The 26,843-nt window shown below is 43.9% G+C and carries 22 protein-coding genes; 15 read left to right on the forward strand and 7 right to left on the reverse strand.

Annotated features, from left to right (window positions below):
* Positions 1-4 precede the first annotated feature (4 nt).
* The 3 genes from ACFFGV_RS17225 to dppA are packed head-to-tail and all read right to left on the reverse strand — an operon-like array spanning position 5 to position 2,744.
* Entirely contained in the window at positions 5-961 is a 957-nt protein-coding gene (locus tag ACFFGV_RS17225) for an ABC transporter permease (RefSeq protein WP_377350498.1), read from the reverse strand.
* Complete coding sequence (locus ACFFGV_RS17230) at positions 918-1,907, reverse strand: ABC transporter permease (RefSeq protein WP_377350500.1); 990 nt, start codon at positions 1,905-1,907, stop codon at positions 918-920. Before ACFFGV_RS17230 ends, ACFFGV_RS17225 begins: the two co-directional genes overlap by 44 nt.
* A gap of 12 nt (positions 1,908-1,919) precedes the next feature.
* On the reverse strand, positions 1,920-2,744 hold the full coding sequence (gene dppA / locus ACFFGV_RS17235; RefSeq protein WP_377350502.1) for a D-aminopeptidase DppA: 825 nt from the start codon (positions 2,742-2,744) through the stop codon (positions 1,920-1,922).
* A gap of 208 nt (positions 2,745-2,952) precedes the next feature.
* Between dppA and ACFFGV_RS17240 the strand changes: the two genes are divergently transcribed.
* The 10 genes from ACFFGV_RS17240 to ACFFGV_RS17285 all read left to right on the forward strand — a co-directional run bounded on the left by ACFFGV_RS17240 (position 2,953) and on the right by ACFFGV_RS17285 (position 12,711).
* Positions 2,953-3,765, forward strand: coding sequence for a glycosyltransferase family 2 protein (locus ACFFGV_RS17240; protein WP_377350504.1), 813 nt, complete (start codon positions 2,953-2,955; stop codon positions 3,763-3,765).
* A gap of 262 nt (positions 3,766-4,027) precedes the next feature.
* Positions 4,028-5,119, forward strand: coding sequence for a non-hydrolyzing UDP-N-acetylglucosamine 2-epimerase (gene wecB, locus ACFFGV_RS17245; protein ID WP_377350506.1), 1,092 nt, complete (start codon positions 4,028-4,030; stop codon positions 5,117-5,119).
* Positions 5,109-6,095 carry a polysaccharide biosynthesis protein gene (locus ACFFGV_RS17250; protein ID WP_377350509.1) on the forward strand — a complete coding sequence of 329 codons (987 nt, stop codon included), beginning with the start codon at positions 5,109-5,111 and terminating at the stop codon, positions 6,093-6,095. Before wecB ends, ACFFGV_RS17250 begins: the two co-directional genes overlap by 11 nt.
* Positions 6,092-6,922 carry a dTDP-4-dehydrorhamnose reductase family protein gene (locus tag ACFFGV_RS17255; protein WP_377350512.1) on the forward strand — a complete coding sequence of 277 codons (831 nt, stop codon included), beginning with the start codon at positions 6,092-6,094 and terminating at the stop codon, positions 6,920-6,922. The genes ACFFGV_RS17250 and ACFFGV_RS17255 overlap by 4 nt, the downstream gene beginning before the upstream one ends.
* Positions 6,909-7,799, forward strand: a complete 891-nt coding sequence (locus tag ACFFGV_RS17260; RefSeq protein ID WP_377350516.1) for an NAD-dependent epimerase/dehydratase family protein — start codon at positions 6,909-6,911, stop codon at positions 7,797-7,799. The genes ACFFGV_RS17255 and ACFFGV_RS17260 overlap by 14 nt, the downstream gene beginning before the upstream one ends.
* Complete coding sequence (locus ACFFGV_RS17265; RefSeq protein WP_377350518.1) at positions 7,796-8,809, forward strand: glycosyltransferase family 4 protein; 1,014 nt, start codon at positions 7,796-7,798, stop codon at positions 8,807-8,809. The genes ACFFGV_RS17260 and ACFFGV_RS17265 overlap by 4 nt, the downstream gene beginning before the upstream one ends.
* 151 nt (positions 8,810-8,960) lie before the next feature.
* The gene (locus ACFFGV_RS17270) at positions 8,961-9,356 is read left to right on the forward strand and encodes a GntR family transcriptional regulator (protein WP_377350520.1); all 396 of its coding nucleotides are present in this window, start codon (positions 8,961-8,963) and stop codon (positions 9,354-9,356) included.
* Positions 9,331-10,224, forward strand: a complete 894-nt coding sequence (locus ACFFGV_RS17275) for an ABC transporter ATP-binding protein (RefSeq protein WP_377350523.1) — start codon at positions 9,331-9,333, stop codon at positions 10,222-10,224. The genes ACFFGV_RS17270 and ACFFGV_RS17275 overlap by 26 nt, the downstream gene beginning before the upstream one ends.
* Positions 10,199-12,142 carry a DUF6449 domain-containing protein gene (locus tag ACFFGV_RS17280; RefSeq protein WP_377350525.1) on the forward strand — a complete coding sequence of 648 codons (1,944 nt, stop codon included), beginning with the start codon at positions 10,199-10,201 and terminating at the stop codon, positions 12,140-12,142. Before ACFFGV_RS17275 ends, ACFFGV_RS17280 begins: the two co-directional genes overlap by 26 nt.
* A gap of 56 nt (positions 12,143-12,198) precedes the next feature.
* Entirely contained in the window at positions 12,199-12,711 is a 513-nt protein-coding gene (locus ACFFGV_RS17285; RefSeq protein ID WP_377350528.1) for an RNA polymerase sigma factor, read from the forward strand.
* A gap of 9 nt (positions 12,712-12,720) precedes the next feature.
* Here ACFFGV_RS17285 and ACFFGV_RS17290 read toward each other — a convergent pair whose 3' ends face one another.
* From ACFFGV_RS17290 to ACFFGV_RS17300, 3 genes are read right to left on the reverse strand one after another with little or no spacing between them, the layout of a single operon-like run.
* A complete protein-coding gene (locus tag ACFFGV_RS17290; protein ID WP_377350529.1) occupies positions 12,721-14,049 on the reverse strand; it encodes a GGDEF domain-containing protein in 1,329 nt (442 codons plus the stop codon).
* A gap of 16 nt (positions 14,050-14,065) precedes the next feature.
* Positions 14,066-15,115, reverse strand: a complete 1,050-nt coding sequence (locus ACFFGV_RS17295) for a dihydrodipicolinate synthase family protein (RefSeq protein WP_377350530.1) — start codon at positions 15,113-15,115, stop codon at positions 14,066-14,068.
* Positions 15,115-16,131, reverse strand: a complete 1,017-nt coding sequence (locus ACFFGV_RS17300) for an NAD-dependent epimerase/dehydratase family protein (protein WP_377350532.1) — start codon at positions 16,129-16,131, stop codon at positions 15,115-15,117. Before ACFFGV_RS17300 ends, ACFFGV_RS17295 begins: the two co-directional genes overlap by 1 nt.
* 264 nt (positions 16,132-16,395) lie before the next feature.
* Here ACFFGV_RS17300 and ACFFGV_RS17305 point away from each other — a divergent pair, with 264 nt between their 5' ends.
* Genes ACFFGV_RS17305 through ACFFGV_RS17320 form a run of 4 tightly spaced genes read left to right on the forward strand, consistent with a single transcriptional unit; the run spans position 16,396 to position 19,968 of the window.
* Positions 16,396-17,466: a Gfo/Idh/MocA family protein gene (locus ACFFGV_RS17305; protein WP_377350535.1), complete on the forward strand. Its 1,071-nt coding sequence runs from the start codon at positions 16,396-16,398 to the stop codon at positions 17,464-17,466.
* Positions 17,463-18,290: a sugar phosphate isomerase/epimerase family protein gene (locus ACFFGV_RS17310; protein ID WP_377350537.1), complete on the forward strand. Its 828-nt coding sequence runs from the start codon at positions 17,463-17,465 to the stop codon at positions 18,288-18,290. The genes ACFFGV_RS17305 and ACFFGV_RS17310 overlap by 4 nt, the downstream gene beginning before the upstream one ends.
* An 11-nt stretch (positions 18,291-18,301) precedes the next feature.
* Positions 18,302-18,988 (forward strand): hypothetical protein, encoded by a 687-nt coding sequence (locus tag ACFFGV_RS17315; protein ID WP_377350540.1) that lies wholly within the window; start codon positions 18,302-18,304, stop codon positions 18,986-18,988.
* A complete protein-coding gene (locus ACFFGV_RS17320) occupies positions 18,985-19,968 on the forward strand; it encodes a Gfo/Idh/MocA family protein (protein WP_377350542.1) in 984 nt (327 codons plus the stop codon). The genes ACFFGV_RS17315 and ACFFGV_RS17320 overlap by 4 nt, the downstream gene beginning before the upstream one ends.
* A 526-nt stretch (positions 19,969-20,494) precedes the next feature.
* On the opposite strand, the gene ACFFGV_RS17325 is transcribed toward ACFFGV_RS17320, so the two are convergent.
* Entirely contained in the window at positions 20,495-22,507 is a 2,013-nt protein-coding gene (locus ACFFGV_RS17325; protein ID WP_377350544.1) for a methyl-accepting chemotaxis protein, read from the reverse strand.
* A 457-nt stretch (positions 22,508-22,964) separates the two neighbouring features.
* Here ACFFGV_RS17325 and ACFFGV_RS17330 point away from each other — a divergent pair, with 457 nt between their 5' ends.
* Positions 22,965-26,720, forward strand: coding sequence for a DUF8508 domain-containing protein (locus ACFFGV_RS17330; RefSeq protein WP_377350547.1), 3,756 nt, complete (start codon positions 22,965-22,967; stop codon positions 26,718-26,720).
* Positions 26,721-26,843 lie beyond the last annotated feature (123 nt).

The raw sequence follows: 26,843 nt of genomic DNA on the forward strand, positions 1-26,843 counted from the left end.
GCTGTTACCTCCTTAGCTTCGGATCGAGTGCGTCCTGAAGTCCATCTCCGAGTACATTAAAAGCAAACATCGTAGCCGAGATGAAGAAGGCTGGGAAGAACAAACGCCACCAATGTCCTGATAAAATGACGCCTAATGCTTCGTTTGCCATCATCCCCCAGCTCGAATAAGGGGATTGAATGCCGAGTCCTAGAAAGCTTAAGAAGGCCTCTGCGAAAATGGCAGTTGGAACGGTTAGCGTCATTTGCACAATGATAGGACCCATCGTGTTCGGAAGCAGGTTTTTCTTAATAATGCGCATCGTTTTCGCTCCAAAGGATTGGGAGGCAAGCACGAATTCATAGTTCTTCAACTGTAATACCTGTCCCCGCACAATTCTTGCCATGCCTACCCAGCCTGTTACCGTTAATGCGACAATAATGGTTAATAAACTCGGTCCCATCACAACGAGTAGTAGAATGACGACGAGTAAATAGGGCAAGCCATATAAAATTTCAATAATACGCATCATGATGTTGTCGGTTCTGCCGCCTTTATAGCCAGCAATCCCTCCATAGACAACCCCGATGAAAAAGTCGATCAGCGCTGCCATCAGTCCGACAAACAAGGATATTCTTGCGCCATACCACGTTCTGGTGAACACATCACGTCCAAGCTTGTCCGTACCAAACCAATGCTCAGCTGAGGGCGGCTGATTTTGATTGGCTAGTGCCTGATCCGACACACTGTGTGGCGATATAATTGGTCCGAAAATGGCCATAAAGCCAAGGGCTAGTAGAAATAAAAGCCCTCCCATCGCAAGCTTATTCTGCCGCAGTCGCTGCCAGGCGTCCTGCCAATAGGAGAGCGAAGGCCTGACCACTGTTTCGGCGTCGTTTGGATTTTTTTCTTTTCGTTGAAACCATTCATCTGGAATGCTAGAGGGATGGTTCTTCCACTCCTTCGTCTTTTGTGCTTGCACGGAATCGCCCTCCCTTTCGTTTGGTGTCGTTATGTAATTTGATACGAGGATCGAGAATGCCATAAGCTATATCGACTAAAAACAGCATGCCAATGAGAAAGGCGCTATAGAACACCGTTGTCCCCATAATGACAGGGTAGTCACGCTGATTGATGCTTTCGACGAAATATTTTCCCATACCAGGAATGGCGAAGATTTTTTCAATGACAAATGTACCTGTCAAAATGCCCGCAAGCAGTGTGCCTAAAATGGTGACAACAGGTAGAAGCGCATTCTTTAACGCGTGCTTGATAACGATTTTCCACGGGTGTAGCCCCTTCGCTCTGGCGGTTTTAATATAATCCTGTGTCAAGGTTTCTACCATGCTAGAGCGGGTGAGGCGGGCAATGATCGCCATCGGTCCAGTCGCTAAAGCGAGGGTAGGCAGAATCATATGCATCGGGCTCTTCCATGTTGCTGCCGGTAGAATTTCAAGATAAACGGCAAAGGACTGAATGAAGAAGGTAGCCAGGACGAAGTTTGGTATGGAAATTCCTAATACGGCTACCGTCATCGCTAGATAATCGATGATGCCGTTATGCTTCAGCGCCGCAAATACTCCAAGCAGAATGCCGGATATAATCGCTACGACAATCGTAATCATGCCAAGCTCAAAGGAAATAGGAAAGCCGCGTCCTAACAAGTCATTAACTGTTTCGGTTGGCTGTTTAATGGAAGGTCCGAAATCAAACGTGGCAACAGATTTCATGTAAATGAGATATTGCACAAATAAAGGCTCATCCAGGTGATAATGCTTTTCGAGGTTAGCTTGCACTGTTTCATTGCTGCCTCGCTCCTCGTTGAAAGGCGAACCAGGGATGGCGTGCATGAGAAAAAAGGTGATAGAGGCAATGATGAAAATCGTAAAGATCATCAACAGGAACCTCTTTATTATGTAGCGAACCATGTGTGTTCCCCCTTAGCTGAATGATGTACGCATCGCAAGCTCTGTCATGACTAGCATCGCTTGGTAGGCTTCGAGAATATCCTTTGCTTCAAATTTGACCGTTGTTGAATTTGGCTCTAATTCTGTACCAGGCATCAGATTAGCCCATTCTGCTTCCCCGTAGTTTGTGAATTCGATCCGTAGTGTTGGGTTTTTCGGAGGGATGAGCGGCTCCACGTTATGCCGGTTTGCTAAAGCTTGTTCCGTTCTTGTTCGCAGAAGTTTTTCTGCTCGTTTAGGAGACAACGTCTTAACAGCGGAACGCGATATGCTCTCCTTCACTGCAGCGGTCGTCACACCTGGAATGAGTGCCTCTGCCTCCTGTGCTGCACAATCATCTCCAGCCACCATTAATACGGGCACTCCGTAATAGCCTGCTACGTAGGCGTTAAGCCCTAGTTCTCCAACAGTCACATCGTCTATGTAAAAATTACGAACTGCTAGAATCATAGAGTGAGACATTACCCCTTTTGTAGCTGCCCGGGCATGATAGCCAAGAAACATGGCACCACCAAAGCTTTCGTCCAATCCTTGCATCATTGAGTATGGCTTCACATCTCCTGTAATCAAATCAGCAGAGGGATGCAGCTCATCAAATAATAGGTTATTCATTTTGGAATGACTGTCATTGACTAGTATTTCTTCCACATTGCTGCCGAATGCAGTATCCAATACGTGATTCGTTTCCTGGGTCATGATACGTCGGGACCGTTCATAATTATGTTTGTTTGAATCGACAAAGGAGATATCAGGTAATCCCGTAATCCCTTCCATATCAACTGATACATACAACTTCATGTAAGAGCCTCCGTTTGTGAAATTTTGTGGTAATATTAATAATTTTCTTATAATTTTATCAACAAAATATGGAATTGGCAATAAAAGAAAGAAATAGCCGGTGTTTCCAGACTCCGTTATTTTTGGAGTGAATAGGTGTCCTGCTCACTCCTTTTGTTTTCTATCGACATATGCTGTAACCAATGATAAAGAAAAAGGCGGTGCAGCAATGGAGAAGGTTTCGATTATCATTCCGTTCTATAATTGCCCCTATATTGGTACAGCAATTGAGAGTGCTCTAAACCAAACCTATGCCAACTGCGAGGTAATCGTAGTCGATGATGGATCCGAGGTGGAATACAGCCGGCTTGTGACACCTTATCTTCCTAGAATCAAATATATACGCAAGAAAAACGGTGGTACGGCGACAGCATTAAATGAAGGAATACGGCATATGACTGGAGACTATTTTGCTTGGCTGAGCTCAGATGACCTGTTTCTCCCAAACAAGACGCAGCTGCAGCTCGAATTTATGAAAACCTATCACTACGCCTTCTCATTTAGTAGCTTCCAATATATGAACGACCGTGGAGAAGTCACTACGGCTCCCATTCCGATGCCTACTGCTATGACCGAGCTGTCTCTATTAAAAATGATGAGGGAATATTGTCCGATAAATGGTTGTACCGTCATGATGAGAAGAGATGTATTTGACCGAATTGGATGGTTTGATGAGAGCTTACGATACACCCAAGATTATGAAATGTGGACGCGTGTGCTGATGATATTCTCTGCTGGCTACGTGCAAAAGTCGCTCGTATATTATCGTATGCATGAGAATATGGGGACGGTTAAGTATAAGGATGCAATACATGGAGAGGTAAATGAGATTCATAGAAGGCACAGTGCTTGGATCCAGGAGAAAATTAATCGATTAACGACACAAGAAGCATCCCGCATACACTCCTCTCAGCCTACTCATACGCCGAGAAAGAAATTACAAATTAAGCGAAGTTATCCGATTAAGAGAAAACGAAAATAGTAGATACCTTATGCAAAGGCAGTTATTGGGGCTGGATACACTGCAGAATAGGCTCTCTGTGGAAAATCTTCAGTAGGTGCTTCCGTTCCCTCCAGCTCGTCCATCCCATTTCAGCTCCATTACAGCTAAAAGCTACTATTCATAGTCCATTTTTTCCAAATATGTGTCATTGTACAGTCATTCCTTCTGTAATTACATAACCTAAAGATTAGTAAGATCGATATAGGTGGATCGACGGAAAAACGGCAGGGGAGTGAGATGTATGAAGGTAATGACAATTGTGGGTACGAGACCTGAAATCATCCGCCTTAGCTTAATTATAAAAAAACTGGATCAGCTTGCAGCACAACATGTACTCGTACACACAGGACAGAATTTCTCCAAAGAGCTAAAGGACGTGTTCTTTGAAGAAATGGGCATCCGACAGCCGGATTACATGCTCGGGAAAGGACATACAACGCTTGGCAAGCAGCTAGGTGAGATGTATAGCAGCTTAGAAGAGATTATTGAACAGGAACAACCGGATCGAGCGCTATTGTTAGGGGATACAAATAGTGCGCTTACGGCTATTCTTCTTGAGCGGCTTGGCATTCCTGTCTTTCATATGGAGGCTGGAAATCGGTGCTTTGATAAGAGAGTGCCTGAGGAAAAGAATCGTACGCTGATCGATACGGCTTCTACTTATAATTTGCCTTATACAAAGACGAGTAAGCAGCATTTATTACGGGAGGGTATTGCACCGAACCGCATTATGGTTACAGGTAATCCAATTTATGAAGTGCTGATGGCGTATGATACCTCAATCAGGGAGAGGGCAGTACTGGAGAATTTACAGCTTAAGCCAAAGAACTATTTTCTAGCGACGTTTCATCGCGCTGAATGTGTAGATGACCCTGTAAAGCTTACAGAAATTGTGACAGCCCTACAGGACATTGCGGCTGAGTACCAGTTACCGGTTGTTTGCAGTATTCATCCTCGTACCAGGCAAAAGCTTTCTGTATTAGGTGTATCCTCTCATCCGCTCGTCCAATATCATAAGCCGTTTGGCTTCTTTGATTTTGTCCACCTCGAACAACACGCTGCATGTGTGCTGACTGATAGCGGCACCGTGCAGGAAGAGTGCTGTATATTCCATATACCTGCTGTGACGATGCGGAATACGACAGAACGTCCTGAAACGCTGGAATGCGGGAGTAATATATTATCCGGTATTCATTCAGCTTCCATAGTGGATGCGGTTCGGGTCATGATGGCTTGTGACACAAAGTGGAACTGTCCTATAGAGTACCTGGATCCGGATGTGTCGAGTAAAGTTGTGAAACTATTGATGAGAGGGGATTATCATGAAGGGTAAGACCATATTTGTTACAGGGGGGACTGGATCCTGGGGAAATGAGCTGGTAAAACAGCTGCTGGAGAAAGAGCCTAAAGAAATTCGTGTCTTCTCTCGAAATGAATCGAGTCAGTTTCAAATGAAGCAGCATTTTAACGACCATCCAAGTCTCACGTTTATTATTGGAGATGTTCGGGATAAAGAGGCGCTCATTAACTCGATGAGAGGCGCTGATTATGTGTACCATCTTGCTGCCTTAAAGCATGTGCCGATTTGTGAGTATCAGCCATTAGAGGCGATGAAAACGAATGTGCTTGGAACGCAGTATGTCGTAGAGGCAGCTCTTATAAACCAGGTGGAAAAGGTAATGTATATTTCAACAGATAAAGCCGCTAACCCATCTAATTTCTATGGAATGACGAAGGCACTGGGGGAACGGTTAATCGTGAATGCAAACCTTCATTCCGAAAAGACTATCTTTGCTTGTGTCCGAGGTGGGAATGTACTGGGAACCAATGGCAGTGTCATACATGTGTTTAAGGATCAAATTAAACATTTTAAGCAGATTCGGATGACGGATGTGAAGATGAGTCGTTTTTTTCTTACCATTCAGGAAGCGATTGAGCTTTTATTTGAAGCAACCGAGGAGAGTAAAGGCGGAGAGATATTCGTCATGAAAATGCCTGCTTGTATGATAACGGATCTAGCAGATATATTAATTGAACATAGCGGTGTGGAGCATGTCCAAGTGGTAGAAACAGGAATCAGACCGGGTGAGAAGGTAGATGAAATCCTGTTAACCGAATTCGAGAGTAAATCCACGATTCAGTACGGCGCAGACTACTATATCATCCTACCGTCCTATCCAGTACCACAGCTGAAAAATCATTATGATACCTATCCGAAAGCAAACCTGACGAATTACAGCTCCAGAAACAATATTATGAACAAGGAGGAACTTAAGAAGCTTCTGCATAAAGGTGGTTTCCTATCTTGAGAATCTTAGTGCTAGGCGGAAATGGCATGGCTGGTCATGTAATTCGAACGCTTCTGCAGGAAGAGCGTGAGGATGAAATACTATATACCCATCGTAATACAAGACATACGGAAGGATATTATTTAGATTGTCTCCAGGAAGAGAAGGTTAAAGAGCTTTTGTTAGATGTGCAGCCGGATTACGTCATTAATGCAATAGGTTTGTTAAATGAAACAGCAGAGCAATCACCAGGGGATGCTATCCGTATTAACAGCTTGCTGCCCCATATCATTAAGGAAACGGTAGAGGAATATGGAGGGCGACTTATTCATATCAGCACGGACTGTGTCTTTTCTGGCAAAAGAGGAGCATATCAGGAAGCGGATGAACCCGATAGCTCTAGTGTATATGGACGGACAAAAAGCTTAGGAGAAATTATAGAACCCCCTCATCTTACTATTAGAACATCGATTATCGGTCCGGAAAAGAAGGATGGTATTGGGTTATTTCATTGGTTTATGAAGCAGCAGAGGGAAGTGAATGGCTATGATCATGTGTTTTGGAACGGAGTTACAACTCTCGAGCTAGCCTTCTTTATTCATCGAGCTCTTAACGAGCACTGGCATGGTTTGTATCAGTTAACGTGTAAAATTGCTGTATCCAAATACGATTTGTTACTCCTGATGAAGGAAGTGTTTGAGAAGGATATCGACATTCATCGACTTTCCAAGCACATTAGTGATAAGACCTTGCGAAACACACGGTCGGATATTCAGTATGAACACAAGACAATTAAGGAAATGCTGGTTGAGTTAAGGAAATGGATGATGCTCCATGACTACACGTAAAAAAGTGCTCATAACAGGTGCGAGCGGTTATACAGGACAGCATGCTATAAAGGAATTTGAGCAGCACGGGTACGAGGTGATTCCTGTTAGTCGTACACCCCGCGCAGCGCCCTTTATCCAGTGTGATGTGACTAAGCGTGACGAGGTGGAAGCTCTCCTTCAGAGCGTGCAACCCGATATGATTGTTCATCTTGCTTGTTTAAATCACGCTGGTGCGTCCTGGTCTGATCCTGTTGAGTTTATGGAAACGAATGCGCTCAGCACCCTTTATGTAGTAGAAGCGGTCAGGACCTATGTCCCCACTTGTCAGGTGCTGCTTGTCGGGTCTATGCTGCAGCGCAATCCTACGCTCTTTCCCATCCTTCATCCGTATGGTTTTTCCAAATCCATTCAGGAGCAAATTGGAGCAGCCTGGGAAGAGCTTTATCAGCTGTCTATTTACTTTGTGAATACAACTAATTTATTGGGACCTGGAGCGGGAGCAGGGATTACAGCAATTATCGGAAGACGCGTTGCTGCAGCGGAAGCAAATGGAGAGGAAAATGTAACGTTTGATTTAGATAATGGTCTGAAAATGCTCGACCTATTGGATGTCCGGGATGCAGTGCGAGCCTATCGACAGGTGCTGGAGAGCGGAGAGTCAGGTATCGTTTATGAAATCGGTACGGGACAGCATATGACAATGGAGCATGTGGTAAGCGAATTTGATAAAGCTTCAAAGGTTAACGTTCGGGCTAACTTTTCTCTGTATCAGTACGAGGTTGGAAAAATGCCCGATATAGGAAGGACCGAGGCGTTAGGGTGGGGTTCCACCTATACGTTAGAGCATAGCATACAAGATATTCTACATTATTATCGAAAGGGGGAAGGTATATGAGAATTACCTTTGGTGTATTAACGCTTTGTAAGGGTGGGGCACAACGGATGCTGGCGGAATTAGCCAATGGTCTTGTGGCAAGGGGCCATGATGTAGAGATTGTTATCCCATCGTTTGCAGAAGTAGCGTATGACGTAACCGCTAAGCTTAAACGCATCCCTAAGGCAACTATTTCAGCTGAGGATTATCGGATGGGAGATGTTATTATTTCCAACTGGTACACGCTTGTACCGGAAGCGGAAAAGGCTAGTCAGCAAGGGAAAGGCCGCCATCTTAGAATTAGTTTATGTTATGAGCCGGCCTTAATGGACGGCACGAGTGAAACGTTCCTGAGCTATCAGCAAACAAGCAATGTAATCGTACTTTCTACCTGGCAGCAACAGCTGATGAAGCTAATCCATGGACTTGATTGTCCTATTGTTCCCGTCGGAGTAAGCAGAGCCTTTCATAATGACCATGTTAGAACGCCTCATCCATTAAAAATTGGAGCGGTGGTTAGAAGGCTTGGGGATGAAAATTGGCATCGCCAGCAGGATTATTTAATCAGTGTATTACGAACCATTAAAAGGGAGCATCCTTCTGTAGATATCCATCTTATTACCCCGCCTGTGGAGTTTCAATCTTCAGAACGACTTCAGCTTTTACAGCGAACTACCCCCTTTCACTTCCACACACCAAGTAATGATATGGAATTGAATGCTCTATACAACCAGCTTCATATCTTCGTTAATACCTCCATTTATGACTCTGCGTCCTTGCCTGGGCTTGAAGCCATGAAATGTGGTGCCGCTCTTGTTACGACTTATAACGGAGGTAACTCCGATTACACGAATAACGGTGTCAACTGTCTCGTATCGTATCCATATGAATATTACGTTAAAGAGCACATCAGCCAGCTTATTCACAATCCAGCTCTTCGAGAGCAGCTTGCCGCTCAGGGGCAGGCAACTGCCAGTCAATGGTCCTGGGAGCGTAGTATTCAAAAGCTCGAACAAGTATTACACGGTTAGCCTCCATCTCTTCGGAATGATTTCCTTTCGAAGAGATTTTTTTATTTTCCCTCTTCTCATTTGTGAAAAGATAGCATATACTATTTAGTGTACTAGTAACCATAATACAGTTAATACAGTTGAAAATCTATCCTAAGCAGGAGGTGTATAGATGTTCGAAATTGATCCGAGAAGTCGTGCTCCTATTTATGAACAGGTCATGGAACGATTGAAGGAGTTAATGATTCATAACGTATTACAAGAAGATGAGAAGCTTCCTTCTGTAAGAGATTTAGCAAAGCAAGTTTCCATTAATCCGAATACGATTCAAAAGGCGTATCGGGAGCTGGAGGCACAAGGGTATATCTATTCTCTGAAGGGACGAGGCAGCTTTGTGACACCTACTAGTATGTCTGAGAATGAACAGCAACAAAAAGAAAAGAAGGAAGAGCTGCGCAAGCTTATTTCAGAAGCCCTATATATAGGGGTCACTATAGAGGAAATTACACAACTGATTCACGAAGCTAAGGGAGGGGATACACGTGATAGAAGTAACGAACGTACATAAGAAATTCGATAAAGAACTAGTATTAAACGATGTGTCATTTCAAGTGAAAAAGGGTTCTATTTACGGGCTATTAGGATCGAATGGAGCTGGTAAAACCACTCTAATGCGTATCGTCGCTGGCATCGTAAAGCAAGCATCAGGGGAAGTTCGCGTACAGCAGGAAGCAATTTTTGAAAACGTGGAGATAAAAGGGAGAATGCAGTTTTTATCGGATTCATTATATTTTCTCCCGCAATATACTACACGCCAGATGGCTAACTATTATCGCAGTTTATTCCCTCGCTGGAATGAAGAGCGTTATGCCAAATTAAAGGACGTGTTTCAACTAGACGAGCACCAGAAAATAAGCCATTTTTCTAAAGGGATGCAGCGCCAGGTAGCTTTTTGGCTATCCTTATCGACAATGCCCGACCTCCTCATTCTTGATGAACCATTTGATGGGTTAGATGCCGTTATTCGGAAAAAGGTGAAGCATTTTATTATCCAGGATGTAGCAGACCGGGACATGACAGTTCTTATTTCCTCCCACAATTTGCGAGAGGTTGAGGATATGTGTGACCACATTGGGATTCTACATAAAGGAACCATCCTGCTCGAGAAGGAAATGGATGAACTAAAGGATGATGTACACAAAATTCAGGTTGCGTTTAAGGAAGAAACGAACCTTCACGATGCATTGGATATCGTATATGAAGAAAAAAGAGGCAGTGTTCAGCTGCTTATCGTCCGTGGAGCACAAGAAGATGTGGAGCGCATTATAACAAGCTATCAACCGATTATATACGATCGACTCACACTTACACTGGATGAGATTTTTATTTACGAGATGGGGGGCGTTGGGTATGACATCCAAAATGTCCTTGTTTAACAGGGAAATATGGAAGCAAAATGTACGAAATGTGGGCTGGATTAGTATCGTTTATTTAGCTGCACTATTGTTTTTCCTTCCATTAACTATCTTAATGGATAGAGGGAAGGAGTACGAATACATTCCCTCTGAAATGGAGGAGGGCTTATTCTTTCACCTCTTTTACTATGAAATACAATTATTTTTCCTATTTCTTATGCCAGTACTGATGGCAGTTTTCCTATTTCGATACATGCATGTCCGAGGAGCTTCGGATTTTACACATAGTTTGCCCATTAGTCGAAAAAAGCTCTTTCATCATCAGATGATGTCAGGCTTATTCCTGCTATTGGTTCCGATATGGGTAGTCAGTATCCTGCTGTCGATAATGCACCTTACTATGAATGTGGGAATCTATTTTTCCTTTAGTGACTTAGGGTATTGGACAATTCTAATGACCATCGTCACTATACTCGTGTTCACTTCGAGCGTGCTTGTCGGGGTGCTGACAGGGCTTTCAGCTGTTCAAGCAGTATTAACATATATATTATTGCTGTTTCCATCTGGTATATTGCTATTGTTTATCTTCCAATTAGATATTGTCAGGGTGGGCTTTCCAGCAAATTATATTATGGAACCTTATATAACTGCATTTTCGCCGATTACGCATATCCTGTCCAATGCAGCCATGACTTCATCATCGTCGCTAGGAGCGGTGGAGTGGATGGTGTATGGCGGTATTTCTATCCTGTTTTATCTTACTGCCATCGTGCTCTACCAAAAGCGTCCACAGGAAAGAGCTGCTCAGGCCATTGTATTTAGCGGATTGAAGCCAATCTTTATCTTTGGGGTGACCTTCTGCTTCATGCTGCTAGCGGGTACGTATTTTGGAATGGTACAGCAGAGCTATCCTTGGATTATCTTTGGGTATGTTGGCGGTGCGGTAATTGGTTATTTACTGGCTATCATGCTGCTTGCGAAAACGTGGCGCGTGTTCTCTTTCCGATACGTAAAAGGGTTTGCTGTCTATGCTGTCATAGCAGCTGCAGCTCTTGGATTAACCTTATGGGATTGGACGGACTATGAGTCAGCTATTCCGGAAACAGAAGACATTGAAAAGGTGTATATAGACTCTCACTCCTATCGGTACACCGATTACTCTGAAGAAGAGCTGTCGATGATTGAGGAGCGTGAGAGTATAGATGTCATCAGGAAGGTGCATGAGGAGGTCATTTCTCTTGCTAATCCACTTCCAGGACGATACAGTGATTCCTTGTTTATTACGTACTATTTGAAAAATGGCAAGAAAATGCACCGCGAATTCAATGTTCCGGTTGAACAAATGGAACAGAAATGGAAAATGCTTTATACGTTGGATGAATATAAGAAGCTGAATTATAGAGCCATCGCATTTCCTTTCGAATCCATTGACGCTATGCACCTTGATAGCTACGGAGAGAATGAAAGAATTCCGGTATATGACTTAGAAGATAGAAAAGAGCTGCTTTCTCGTTTAGAAAAAGATATTGTCGAGGCCTCTTATGATGAGCTTGTCCATCCTAAAGGTGTAATTACTTCATTGGAAGTGATTGTAGGTAATCGCGGGGAGTATGCTCCTATCCCACAAAGCTTCTCACACGTAGGGGAGTGGCTGAAGGAGCAAGGCCTTTATGACCAAGTCTATGTAAAGGCAAAGGATGTTAAGGAAGTAAAGGTGATGGTAGAAGGTTCAAACCAAGAGTTTCCATTTACTGAAGAAGAAGCGGAGACAATTTCCACCTCAGAAGAGGAGAAGATTGAGACCGTCCTCCAAACGGCTGTGGATAATGCTAGAGATGCAACCTATACAGTAGCAATATATACGTATAAATCAGACAATCCAATGGTCTATTACTATACAGAAGAGGATGCTCCAGATTGGATTAAGAGTCAGTTTTGATAGAAGGGGGCTTATACGGCCCCTACATAGATATTCAAAAAGGGAAGGGAAAGCCAGTGACTGATTTTCATCAGCTATTTCACCAATACTATAATCTCGTCTATTCCATCGCCTATCAAGTCACGAAGGATACTAGTTTAGCGGAGGACGTGCTGCAGGAAACATTTTGGAAGGCATATCAAAAAGAATGTGCATTGAAGGATCCGTTAAAGATGAAAGCGTGGCTGTCGACGATTGCCAGAAATACAGCAATTGATTATATTAGGAAGCATAAAAAGGAAATATTGTTAGAAGAGGAGCAGGTGCCGAAATTATTGTACATGCAACGTGACCATACTTCTGACGTGGAACAGGAGTTGGAAAAGGCGTGGGTAGAGGAAACTGTAAAGGGACACATGAAGAAGCTGTCCCCTAAGCTTCAGGAGGTATTTCAATTAAACTACTATGATCAATTACAGGAAAAAGAGATTGCTCAAAAGCTTCATCTTTCTAAATCTGCCGTCAAATCTCGTCTTCATCGGGCTAAGAAGGAGATAGGACCAGCCACCAAGCTGAGCCTAATGGTATAGTGGGGCTGGTTATGCTCCTGCTTCTACTTCCTTTAAACGGTAGATTTGACGAGGACGACCGCGGGTAGATATTTTTTCGGTTCCGATAACCTCAATTAGATCAGCATCCTGCCACTGCAGTAAAATGCGGTGTGCACTTCGAGTTGTAATCGCGAGCAAATCGCCTAGCTCCTGGGCAGTAAATTGATTTAGCCCTTTGCGCTGAATCATCGATAATAGCTTGGTAACATAAGCAGGTGTCATACCTGCTTTTTTTGCATTTTCCAATAGCTTCGTATCTGTAACAGCTACTTCATAGGACAGAGGAGGGCCCATTTCTACAGGTCCCATCACACTTTTATTCTCTCGAACGATAAAGCAAGTTCCCTTTCCGTAATCCTGAGCCTGTTGAAGGGCAATACGCGCATGACTGCCAGCTTCTCTGGAGGAAAAGCCGAAGCCTATCCCGATGCTCAAGGAGAGGTTGAAGCGCTGCTTAGATTCTTTCAGCAGTGGAATATATTTATACCCTTCTGTGACTCGTTCAAATACACCCCGAGTCGTAACAAACAGGTACTCCTCCCGATTGAGTTCTGTTACGTACCCTTCTAATTGGTCCATATAATCGAGGAGCAGCTTATGGAGCTGTAAGTTTAAACGCTGGATCCCCGTTTCAGAATGCTCTCTTGAAAGCATCTGGTCATAGTCATCAATACGCAAAAGACCAAAGACGATTTGAGACTCCCGGCTTTTTCTCGATTCAGTCGACAGTAACGCTCTCTCTAATGCGACGGTAATATCCTCTTTGGTCGGGACAATCCATTGGACAGGAACATGGTGCTGTTCCAGCTCATCTCGAACCTCCTTAAGCCCCGTCAGGACTCCTGTCGTCGTTTGATGTTGATAGTGATGTACGTGATGCGTTACAATATCCTTCGTTTTTTCAAAGGATATGGATTGTGGATAAGGGTAAAAGGTAGACGTTTCGCCAATCTCTGCTGCAGCCTGCTTGTAATGGGACGGGTGAATCGAGTCAATGGAGATGTGGTCCATTTTGTCAGCGTGCTTGTGCAATTTATATAATGCCCTAAATAGTCCTGATCCTTTTAACGGAATATAATGGGCTGGAATATGAGCTGGTATGTAGGGCTGGGATAAAGAATAGGGAAGGTAACCGGAATAAAAAAGAACCTCTACTCCTTCTGATATTACTTCCTGCGTATAAAGGGGCGCATCCATGACATCATCGGAGAACCGATAAACAGGATGGAAGTTCGGGAAGGAGGCCATGACTGCTTGAATATCCTTTCCAATTGATACAGGTCCTATCACGCCAATACGTATGGTAATATCCTTCATCCTTCCATCCTCCTTATTAGTTTGGTCTTCCTTCTGTTATATGCTTCTGGACAAAATCATCATCTGTTAAATGGGGATATTCCTTGTACACACGATCAATGGCAGCGCTCTGTCCCGGGCTTAGCCTCTCCTGATCCAATAAGCACCAGGCACCCTTCAAAATCCCTTGTCTAGCGAGTATTTCATTAATACCAGCTATGCAGCCTTTGAATTGGTTAGCTGCATCAAACAGAACCGCATTTGTATCTGTCACCTCTTGAGCGAGAGTTAACAGGGATAAGTCCATCTCGCCGCTGCGTTTCACCTGCTTCACCTGCTCAAACAGCTCGACAGCACGCTTCGTCCAAACAGCCCAGTGACCTAGCAGTCCGCCGACAATCTCTTTCTCGACAAGAACGCCATCTACTGTAAATTGAAAGGTGGTGAGTAAATCAACAACAATATTGTCGTCATTACCAGTATATAAGGCAATCTCGTCTTTTCTAGTAGAATGGCAAACTGCTTTTGCCACCTCCAGTGTGTGGTACCGGTTGAACGGTGCTAGTTTGATAGCCAATACGTTTGGGATTTCTGCAAATGCCTTCCAGAAATCGAAGGAAAGCACCCGGCCGCCTACAGCAGGCTGCAGATAAAAGCCAAAGACGGGCATAATGGCTGCAACTGCTTTTGTTCTTTCTAATAGTTGTTCTTCACTGAGGTGGTGTAATCCTCCCATACTGAGTAATGCGAGATCATAGCCGATGGAGTTTGCAAGCTTTGCTTCTTCCACTGCTTGCTCGGTAGGACCACATACACCAGCTACTTTAATAAATGGACGGGATAGATCACGCCTTTCCACCTCTTCCATGGCAAGACGTAATACGGTTTCGTACAGACCGTGGTCTCTAATCTCAAATTGCGTCGTGTGTACACCTACTGCAATTCCATCTGAACCTGCTTGCATGTAATAGCGGGTAAGAGCTCGTTGACCAGCTTCATCTAGCGTCTTATCCTCGTTCAAGGCAAGAGGATGAGCGGGGATAACGCCGCCTTGCTGGAGCTTTTCATGAACTGCGCTATTCAACATTAAAATGCACCCTTTCGTTGCTGGAAATGAGTTGGTTTATTAATCGTTTCCCCTTCATTGAGCACCCATGTACCAGTCCAATCTATCATTTGCTGTAACGATACAGATGGATAGCCGAAAAGACGGAATGATTCTGCCGCGTTAGACAGCAAAGCAGTATCTTGTTCTTCTCCTACAAATAACGGCTCCTTCTGAAACAGTTCTCCAAACTCCTCGGCAATCCTCCTGATAGATATGGTCTCTGGACCTGTAATATTTAACACGGTCGGAGGGGTTTGGCAGTATAGCAGCGAACGGAGTGCATAGCTGTTAGCATCTCCTTGCCAAATAACATTTGCGTGTCCCATTGTCACATCGATTGGCTTAAGATTATTTACTTTTTGGGCGATTTCTAGTAGAACACCATAGCGCATATCAATGGCGTAGTTAAGACGGAACATCACCATAGGAATATGATGCTTGTGCGAAAAGTGCGTAAAGACACGTTCTCTTCCAAGACAGGATTGTGCATATTCCCCAACAGGGCCAACAGGATCCTTTTCCTTTGCGCCACTCGCTTGTATAGGGGTAAGCGGATACACATTACCGGTTGAAAAGACAACGATGCGAGAATGAGGGAAGGTGGCTGCAACTCTGCCTGGGAGGTATGCATTCATTGCCCATGTGAAGTGCTCATTGCCAGTAGTCCCAAATTTATTACCTGCCATATAAATAATATTTTTCACATTCGGCAGGCCTGCCAGGTCCTCCTCCTTTAATAAGTCAGCTGCAATGGTTTCTATTCCACAAGCCTCAAGCTCCTGTTGCAGTGTTCCTGAGGAGAAGCGGGAAACCCCGTAAACCTTCTTGCCAAGTTTCCCTTTTTGAATAGCATTTTGAGCCAGCTTCGCTAAGCTTGGTCCCATCTTCCCCCCTACACCAAGAATCATAATATCTCCATCCAGCTGTGCTAAATCTTCGATTAACTCATCAGTTGGAGCTGCTAACGCTTCTTCTAGTTCCTGTACAGTTAACACATGATCACCTCATTGTATAAATTTTCTGAAAAATATTGGTTAAATTTATTGTAAGTAGGATTTCAATTAAAGACAAGTCTTTAATATGTCTTTAAATAAAGCCTATAAAATCGCCCTTTTTCAAGGATCCGGACTGTCGTTAATAGGATAAAAAATCAATACGACAATACTCTACATTGAATTATGTAAATCGCTTACATATGCTTATACATAAGACGAGGCTAATCGTTTGCGAGAATTCAAGATGGATAGAGGAGGAGTTTCATGAAGGTTGCCGTAATTGGAGCTGGCGGGATTGCTGATTGTCACATTCATGGGTATCAGAAGCTGTCGGATGTCGAAGTCGTGGCAGTAAGTGACCATAACGTAAATCGAGCCAGGCAAAAGGCGGACGAATGTGGTGCTTACCATGCATTTAATCACTACGAAGATATTCTAGAACTGGATGAGGTAGAGGCAGTGAGTATTTGTACGTGGAATAATTCCCATGCGGAAATTGCTATTCAAGCTCTCAAAGCAGGAAAGCACGTCTTAGTCGAAAAGCCTTTATGCGTGAATCTCGAGGAAGCAGCGAGGATAGAACAGGCTGTAAAGGAAAGCAGAAAGATACTCCAGGTCGGCTTTGTTAGAAGACATGGAACCAATGCTAAGGTGTTGAAACGTTTCATTGATAATGGGGAGCTCGGAGAAATCTATTACGGTAAAGCGACGTGCACAAGAAGAATAGGGAATCCTGGCGGGTGGTTCGCAGATAAACTCCGTGCAGGGGGAGGACCAGTCATGGATCTTGGTGTTCATATGATAGATTTGTGCTGGTATCTCATGGGCAGACCCAAGCTCACTTCTGTTGTCGGTAATACGTATCATAAGCTTGGAAATCGATCCAATATTGAACATCTATCGTTCTACCAAACAGCAGATTACGACCCAAACGTAAACTCTGTTGAAGACATGGCTAATGCGATGCTTCGCTTTGATAATGGTGCCTCACTGCTTGTGGATGTCAGCTTTAGTCTTCATCAAAAGGAAAATCAGCTTGCCGCTTGCTTGTACGGCGATAAAGGAGGGGCGGAACTAGAACCGGAACTTCACATTATTACAGAGAAGCATAATACCATCTTAAATATAACTCCACAAATCGATCATCCTTCCTTTGATTTCGAGAACGCCTTCAATAATGAAATAGCTCACTTCGTGAAAAGCTGTCGGTATGAAGAAGCACCAATTAGTCCGGTATCTGATGGTGTTGAAGTAATGAAGATGCTTGTTGGAATATATGAATCGGCACGCCAAAGGCGGGAAATACGCTTTGACAAGCAGGAGGTCATGGGATGAGGACAAGTGTCAGTATGTACAGTCTTGACGCGTATGTAAAGCAGCACTACTGGGATGTCTTTGACTTTATTCGTTTTGCTAAATCTATTGGCTGTGACGGAGTTGAGCTTTTGGACATGTATTGGTGTGATGCAGCTGATGTAACGCGTGTTCTAGCTGCTTTGGAAAGAGAGAATTTGCCTGTGTCTGCTTATGACACCTCCAACGATTTTGTGCACCGGGATAGCGATGCTCGCCGCTCCCAGGTGCACAAGGTGAAGCGAGATATCGATATTGCCTACGTTTTAGGAACAAATATCGTACGAATTTTTTGTGGAGATGCGAAGGAGGGCGTGAGTCAAGAGGAGGGCCTTTCCTGGATTATTGCCTGCATGAAAGAATGCGCAGAATATGCCGAGATGCGAGGAATTACCCTGGCCATTGAAAACCACGGCCTTTTCGCAGGGAACAGTAAGCAGGTAAAAGAGATTATAGAGAGCGTAGGCTCCTCTTATGTTGGCAGCACCTTTGACACCGGCAATTTTCTGTTAGTGGGAGAGTCCCCTGAAGCGGCGTTATCGGTATTAAAAGAGGAGGTAAAGCACGTCCACTTTAAGGATTTTCAAAGGGTATCACCATCGTACCAAGGTCCTTCCTTTCAGGGGGCAGATGGTAGTAGAGTCGCAGGTATTGTCGCAGGGGATGGGGAGGTCAATCTGCATCATATAGTGCAGGTGCTTCGGAGTATAGGATATGACGGCTGGTATTCGATTGAATACGAAGGTCAGCATGATGCCAAAGAGTCAGTGGAGCAATCAGTTAATAATTTGCTGGCATTAGTGTAAGGAGGAGAATGATGCAAATACTGTCCGTAGGAAGCAAGGAAACACTTGTACAAGTACCAATAGAAAAAGCTGCTGCAGGAGGTATTCCTATCCAATGCTGTATGGAGCAAGCAGTAAGGATTGTTCAACAATACAACCTAGAGGAGGAGCATCCCTTTTTACTAACAGACAGCTGGACAAGAGAGCCAACGACAAGGAACATGGTATACCTCTTACATAGAGGAAAAGTCGGCGATCCTTTGATGGGAAGAATGCTGGAGCGTACCGTAGATGCGGAGTTTTATCCCTCTCTGTTAAAGCATATATCATTTGCAATGGCAGGGTTTGGGTCGGTGAGACGTGTGTTTGGCAGAAAAAATGGGAGGGATGGGTTTGAGCACTTCATCGGAACGCTGCGGATGGCTTCTGGTGCTGTTGTCCAAATAGAGTGGATGCAGACGAATTATCTTGAACCGGTATGGGAATTCGATATATCAGGATCAGAAGGGAATATGCAGTATCGCAGTGAGCCAGCTCAATCGTTCTTGTGGGAGAAAGCATCAGGTAGTCTTTCGCGAGAAGGGGAAAACAAGCAATTACATTACAATGAAACCCAGCGAATAACAGCTAGGGAGCTCAAAGGGCTGGATGACATTGGTGCTATGCTGATACAATCCTGTTCAAGGAACGAAGTGCAGGAGGTGGAGGTGCAAGGATGAAAATAGCAATCATAAGCTTTGCCCATATGCATGCAGTGAGCTATGCGGAAGCCGTTAAAGCGATAGATGGGGTGGAACTCGTTGGTATTTATGATGAGGATGTAACTCGTGGGATGGAAATGGCAGAACGATTCGAAGCTGCGTATGTAGCCTCTTTACCACAACTACTAGCAGTGGAGGTGGACGCTGTACTCATATGCAGTGAAAATGTTCACCATAAACAGCATGTACTGGAAGCTGCCCGAGCCAAAAAGCATATTCTGTGTGAAAAACCTTTAGCCACGACCGTAGAGGACGCTAAGGAAATGATTCGGATATGTAAGGAGGAGGGTGTCCAGCTGCAAACCGCTTTTCCAGTTCGATACGCTGAGCCAATGCAGCAATTAAAGCTAGCTATCACAGATGGTGCTATTGGTGATATAGTTGCGATGAGAGGCACTAATCGTGGACAAAATCCAGGAGGCTGGTTTGTAGATCCCGTTCTTTCTGGAGGTGGAGCAGTACTTGATCATACAGTTCATATCGTGGATATGATGCGATGGATAATGAATGAGGAAGTGGCTCAGGTTCACGCGGAGGTAGACACCCTTTTTACAGATGAGCAGGTGGACGATGCTGGTATTCTTACTCTTCAGTTTGCCAATGGCGTAATGGCGACTCACGACCCGAGCTGGTCGAGAAGTGATGCCTATCCGGCATGGGGAGATATAACGTTAGAGGTAATCGGAACAAAGGGGCGTATATATGTAGACGCTCTCGCAGACCATCTTCACCTTTATACCAATCGCGATGATAGTACGTACACCCAAGTCTTTACGGGGGCTGACATGGATCAGCGTTTAATAGAAGACTTTGTATATCGGATCCAATCGGGTAAAGATGTGACTATTACTGGAGAAGATGGTCTTCAAGCAATGTCCGTAGCGCTTGCTGCCTATCGCTCTGCTAAAGAGAAACGACTTGTAGAGATGGAAGTATGATACCCTGGCTTTGGCCCACCAATGAAGCAAGCTCTCCCATCCTTTTTTCTGAACACCAAAATTAGCCAATTAGGTTTGCACCTACAAACATACGGGTACATTGTCGAATAGAATATACAAACGACGATAGACAGGTTTGGAGGACAACCCCGTGGAAGCGAGACAGATTAAAGAAGTGATGGAGCAAGTCATTCGTGATACAGAAGGGCAGGCCAATGCCTCTGTAGAGGATGTTATCGAAGCGATTAAAGAACGCCTTTCCAAATAAACAAAATGAATAATATGTAGAATACAATACCAATCCAGCTAAGGAATGCTATAGGCTGGATTGGTTTGTTGTATGTTAGGAATTTGATTATGTTTACATTGCGCTCAGATAGGAGATCAGGAAGGTCCATTGCCTTTGTATGAAGAAGGTTTGGACAAGAGTGGAAAGGAGCGCCCGTTCATTTGGATTCCAGCTATCATACCTATTTGGACTATATACAACTATCCCCCTGGGCTCATGCTCAGGGGGATAGCTGTATTATACTTGGTATTTTTCTACTTGCTCCGACAGCTGCTGGGCTAGTTTAGCCAGGTCGTTGACGCTATGGGATACTTCTTCCATAGAGCTGCTGGACTGTTGAGCGGAGGCTGCTGCTTGTTCAATGCCAGCAGCAGATTCCTCTGATACTGCGGCAATATCTTCGATGGATTCATTCATCTGGGAGCTGTTATCAGCTATATCGTCTAAATTAGCGGAGATGAATTGTATTTTATCTACCATGGTTGTGACGGCATGGGAGATGTTGTCAAACGTTTCTCCTGTAACTTTAATTTGCTTAGATCCTTCATCTACCTCATGGTACCCAGCTTCAAGGGAAGTGGCTACAAGATTGGATTCGGTTTGGATGTTCTGTACGATGGTGGTAATTTCACCTACCGATGCTGATACTTGCTCTGCGAGTTTACGAACCTCATCAGCAACAACGGCAAATCCTTTTCCGTGCTCTCCTGCACGTGCAGCTTCGATGGCAGCATTTAAAGAAAGCAAATTTGTCTGATCTGCAATATTTCGAATGACCTCTACGAGCTTTGAGATTTCCTGTGATTGCTTGTCTAAGCCTTGAACCTTCTCCGCTGCCTCCTTCACAATTAAGTCAATCGTCATCATTTGATCGACGGACTTTTTCATAAGCACGCTGCCCTCTTTTGTCATCGACAATACCTGCTGAGAGGAAGAGGATACGTCGGCTCCGCTTTCATGAGCATGTTTAATTTTTCGAGTAAAGTCATCCATCATCTCTGACAAGGTAGAAGAGCTATTCGCTTGGGATTCCGCTCCCGACGTTAGTTCCTGCATAGAAGAGGCGATTTGTTCGCTACCCTCTCGTACTTCACTAGCGGATTGACTCAGCTCTTCCGATTGGCTGCTAACTGCTTCAGAGGCGTTAGAGACATTTCGAATGATATCCCGTAAGCTTTCCTTCATTTCGTGTACTGACTGAGAAAGCTGTCCGATTTCATCGCTTCGAGACTGATTCAGGTTTTGCTGAAGGTTGCCTGACTGTACTATTTTCATGTCCTCTTGAAGCTGGACAATAGGCTTTGTAAGTCTTCTCGTGATGAAGAAGGAGGATAAGACCGATAACACAATAACAATACCAAGGCTGATAGCAATCGGGATTAGTATCGGGGTAGCTTTACTAGCAAACTCCGACTTATAAACAGATCCAAGCAGAATAAGCTTTGTTCTTTCGTTAATAGAATACCCCATCGCCTTTTTGGCACCGTCCAGGGTATAGTTGACAATTCCGCTATCCTTATCCTGAGCGGTTAGTTTTTGATAATAATCAGAGTCTGAAACGTCTTTACCAATATAAGAGCCTTCAGGATGCATCAAAAAGGTCCCATCTGTGCCCAATAAAGCGGCGTATCCCTTTTCCCCTATTGTTACCCCGTCAATGATGTTGGCAAAGGAATCGAGATTAATGTCCATTGAAATAACACCAACCAGCTCTTCCCCCTTCATGACAGCTCTTGCTGCACTGATAATGATGCCGTTTTCCTCTCCCTCTGTAAGATAAGGATCGGTCCAAATCGTTTCTCCTTGCTGTTCCACAGCAGCTTTGTACCACGGACGTTCACGAGGATCAAATCCTTCAGGAAGGGAGACACTGGCAGACATAATCGTTTCGCCGGAATCCTCTACTCCGAAGTAAAGGTTGGAGACGGTGTCGTTCATTTCGTCTGTATCAACTAAGGATAACAATGCTTCTTCTTTAAAGGATTCATAGTTTTGCAGCTGTTTGCTTTCCGCATAGTTGTTAATGATTTGTTCTTGAGAATCAAAGAATTTGTCAAAGGAAGCGTCCAGCGAAATCATTTGCTGCTCTACGCTATTTACTAGCTCATCCGTTGTTCTAGAAACGCTAGAGAAATAACTTACAGCAGCCACAGCAAGACCACCAATACATATTAATAGTAAGAAAGGGATAAGTATTTGTCTTTGAATAGATTTGGTTAGAAATGACAATAGGGATGTGGATTTCTTCATGTGAATGTGATTCCTCCTAGTAGTTGTTGTTTATGTAAAATTTAAGTAAATATAAGAAAAATTTCGTGCTGTTGAGATCATAAAGTATTAGGCGAAAAGTTTTGTTTGTAACATTTTTATACAAATGAAGGTGGGTTAATTGGATTAGTTGATTAGAATAATTTGATAAAAATAGATATACAGGATTACGCTATATCCTATAAAAAGGGGATCCAAAATGTTTTATAGCTGATAGGAAGCGGTTTCCACCCAATATATTTATAAAATGTAAATATATTTCTCTTATGTACTTCCTTCCTAGTATCGGTCCATTAGACCATTTTCTTTACAGGTATTTATCATTATTATAAAGATGCGAGTTTAGCAAAAATTTGCAAAATAAAGAATGATTTTGCTAAAGAGTGCGGTTTTCTGTCTTACGAAAAAAGGGACTAAACATTTAGGGAGGAATGGAAACGTGGCAAGAAAGCGATTTGCAAGGGTAATTAGTTTGGTTACGGCATTCATGCTAATAGGGAGTATGGTTGCACCGTGGACGTCTATACATACTTCAGCAGCAACAAGCGACATCATTTTATCAGAATATGTAGAAGGCAGTGGCTATAACAAGGCGTTAGAGCTGTATAACGGGACAGGACAAGACGTAGACTTATCATCGTACACCATTGAGCTGTATTCTAATGGTAATACAGAGCCGACCAGTACGGAGCAGCTCCAAGGTACGTTAGAAGCGAAGCAGACATTCGTTTTGTCAAATGATCGTGCGGAGCAAGGTATTTTGGACAAAACAGATGTTCAAAGTGGTACGATCAACCATAACGGAGACGATGCTTACATCTTGAAAAAGGAAGGAACTGTTGTCGACTCCTTTGGCACAGTGGGGGACCAAGTGGAATGGGGTAAGGATGTAACCCTACTCCGGCAGTCATCCATCGTGGAAGGAGATACGAACCCCCAGGATGCGTTTGATGCAACAAAAGAATGGAATTCCAGCAGCAAGGATGATTTTTCTAATCTTGGTATGCACCAGGGTGAAGGGAATGGAGACGCGGAAGAGCCAGACCCTGATCCAGATAATCCTGTTACCATTCAAGAGGCTAGAAAGTCACAAGAGGGAACAGAAGTAACGATTGAAGGTGTTGTCACCACAAACCTTGGTTCCTGGGGCAGTAAAGCCTTTTACATGCAGGATGATACAGCGGGGATGTTAGTGTATCAAAGCCAATATGGTTCCGATGATATCTCCAAGGGCGACCGCATTCAAATTACCGGGACTACTAAGACATATAACGGTGAGGTAGAATTAGTCAGTGTTCAACAGCTCAACAATCAGGGACAGACTGAGCTTCCTTCTCCCAGTGAAGTAACACCTGCTGGCATTAACGAAGATAATCAAGGTGAATTAGTTCAACTGAAAGGAGCCACTATTCAGGATATTCAAAGCGTAAATGAATATGGAACCTTTGAACTGCAAGCTGAAAAAGACGGGGAACGTGTACTTGTCCGTGTGGATAATCGAACAGGCCTATCGTACAACGACTTCTCTTATAAAGAAGGAATGGAACTGAATATTTCAGGCATCAGCTCTGTATTTAACGATACGTATCAATTGAAGCCTCGTGGGGAAGGAGACTTTGAATTTGTATCAATCGGTTCGGCAGATGCTGTGTATGCGAATCCTGAGCAGGGAGGCATTCCGGAAGGCTCTCCAGTCGAGTTAACGGCCTATGAGGATGGGGATATCTATTATACAGTAGACGGGTCCCAGCCAACTGAAGAAAGTATGCTATACAAAGAACCTATACCTATTACGGAGGATACGACTATTAAAGCTATCTTTGTAAAGGATGGGGAAGCAAGTGATGTGTACAGCTTTACTTACCAAGCTCTGCCATCATTAGATAGCCTGAACATTCATGATATTCAAGCAGCTGCTCATACCTCTCCATATGATGGGCAAGAGGTTAGTAATCTAGACGGAATCGTCACCCAGCTTGCAAAGGATGGCTTCTATCTTCAAGAGCGAGAAGCGGAATACGATGAAGATGTGAAAACATCAGAGGGTATTTTTGTGAAAAGCTCGAAGGACGTATCAGTAGGAGATGAGGTAACGGTAGCCGGTAAAGTAGAAGAAAAAGTACAGGAAAACTTCTTATACTTCGACTTCTCTGATGATTTGAGTGTCACCCGCTTAATTAACACAACTGTATCAGTGAACTCCAGCGGCAACAGCTTACCGGCTATGACCATGCTTGGTTCACAGGGGCGCGCTATTCCAACTGACATAATCGACAATGATCAATTCGAACAATTCGACCCTGCGGAGGATGCTATTGATTTTTACGAAAGTCTAGAGGGCATGCGCATCGCCGCACCAGAAGCAACAGTTGTAATGCCTCGTGCGCAATATACGAATTATGATGAAACGGCAGTTACGGTGCCAAACCCTGGTGATAACATTCGTACACCGGCAAATGGAATTAAAATTCAGGAAGGGGACCTGAACCCCGAACGTATTATTATTGATGACTATAGTAAGGAAATGCCTGCGCTCAAGGTAGGCGATACGTTTAACGAGCCGGTCTCAGGTGTTATGGCCTATGAGTTCAGTAATTTCAAGCTCGTCACCAAACAAGTTCCTTCAATTACTTCTGGCGCTTTTGACAGAGAAACGACTACTATTACAACAAAAGATGAAGAACTGACTGTCGCAACCTACAACATGGAAAATTACTTTGCCTCAGACGAGGAGGATCCGGAAAAGACAGACCAAATTGCGGATTCCATTACCAATCGACTTAACGCCCCGGATATTGTCGGATTAGTAGAGGTACAGGATAATAATGGTCCATCAGAAGGAACAACGGACGCTAGCGAGAACTATAAAGCGCTTATTAAAGCTATTGAGGAAAAAGGCGGACCTACTTACGAATACACCGATATCGCTCCACAGAACAACAAGGACGGAGGTCAGCCGAACGGAAATATTCGGGTTGGCTTTATCTATAATCCAGAGCGAGTGGATTTCGTAGACAAGCCAAAAGGAGATGCCACAACAGCGGTACGTGTTGAGGAAGATGGCGGCTTAAGTATGAATCCTGGCCGTATTGACCCAACGAACCAAGCGTTTGAAGATTCTCGTAAACCATTGGCAGGAGAGTTTTCCTTCAACGGAGAAAAAGTGATTGTTATCGCCAATCATTTTAACTCCAAAGGAGGAGACGAAGCACCGTTCGGTGGAAATCAGCCTGCCCAATTAAAGAGTGAAGAGCAGCGTATCGAGCAGGCTAAGGTCGTCCATGGATTTGTGAGCGATATTATGAATCATGATGACAATGCTAATGTCGTTGTGCTAGGGGACTTGAACGATTTTGAATTCTCTGAGCCCATTAACACATTAGAAGGGGACATTCTTGCTAATAAAGTAGAGGATCTTCCAAAGGAAGAGCGCTACACGTATAACTACCAGGGGAATTCCCAGACGCTTGATCATATTCTGGTTAGTAAGCATCTCCAGGATGTTTCTACTTTTGACATAGTTCACCTGAACGCAGACTTTACCGAAGAGCAAGGGCGCGTGAGTGATCATGATCCTGCCATTGTGCAATTGGATGTAAGTAAAGAAGAAGAACCACAAGAGCCCGCTACACCAGTCGCTACTCTGGAAGGACCAGCAATTGTAGCGCCAAAGGATGAGTTTACCGTCCGGGTTACGCTAGAGGAATTAGAAAATATAAACGCTGGAGATTTTACGCTGTCTTATGATAAGAAAGCATTCAAAGTAACAGGAATCTCCTCTGATTATGAAATAAAAGCAGACCGAAAGAATAAGAAACGCTTCTTATTTCAGAGCGAGGAACCGTTACAGGGCAAGAAGACCATAGCCGAGATTACATTCCGTGCCAAAAATAAGTTAAAGAACTCCGAATACAGCTTCTCCTTCGAGGAAGCGACCCTATCGACACCAGAAGGGCACGTTGTAGAGGCACAAACCAACAGCCTGAGTGTTGGAAAGCTGTCTATGGATGTAAACCAGGATGGATATATGAACTTTAGAGATTTGCTAGCATTTGTCCCATATTACGGAGCAGATGAAGACAGCTCTAACTGGCAAGATGCCCAACGTGCCGATTTTAACCGAGATGGTATGGTAGACCGCTACGACTATTTCATGCTCGTGCGATCTGTCGTAGTTGGATTCTGGCACTATTAATAGAAAGAAGAGGCAGATCGCATCTGCCTCTCTTAGATTCTTCCACCCATAATAATCAAAACAATGCTCCCTTTCCGATTCAAGGATAGGGAGCTTTATTAAGGTGGTGCGCTCATAAAAATT

The sequence above is a fragment of the Pontibacillus salicampi genome (genome assembly GCF_042434395.1).
GTDB classification, from domain to species: Bacteria; Bacillota; Bacilli; order Bacillales; family BH030062; genus Pontibacillus; species Pontibacillus salicampi.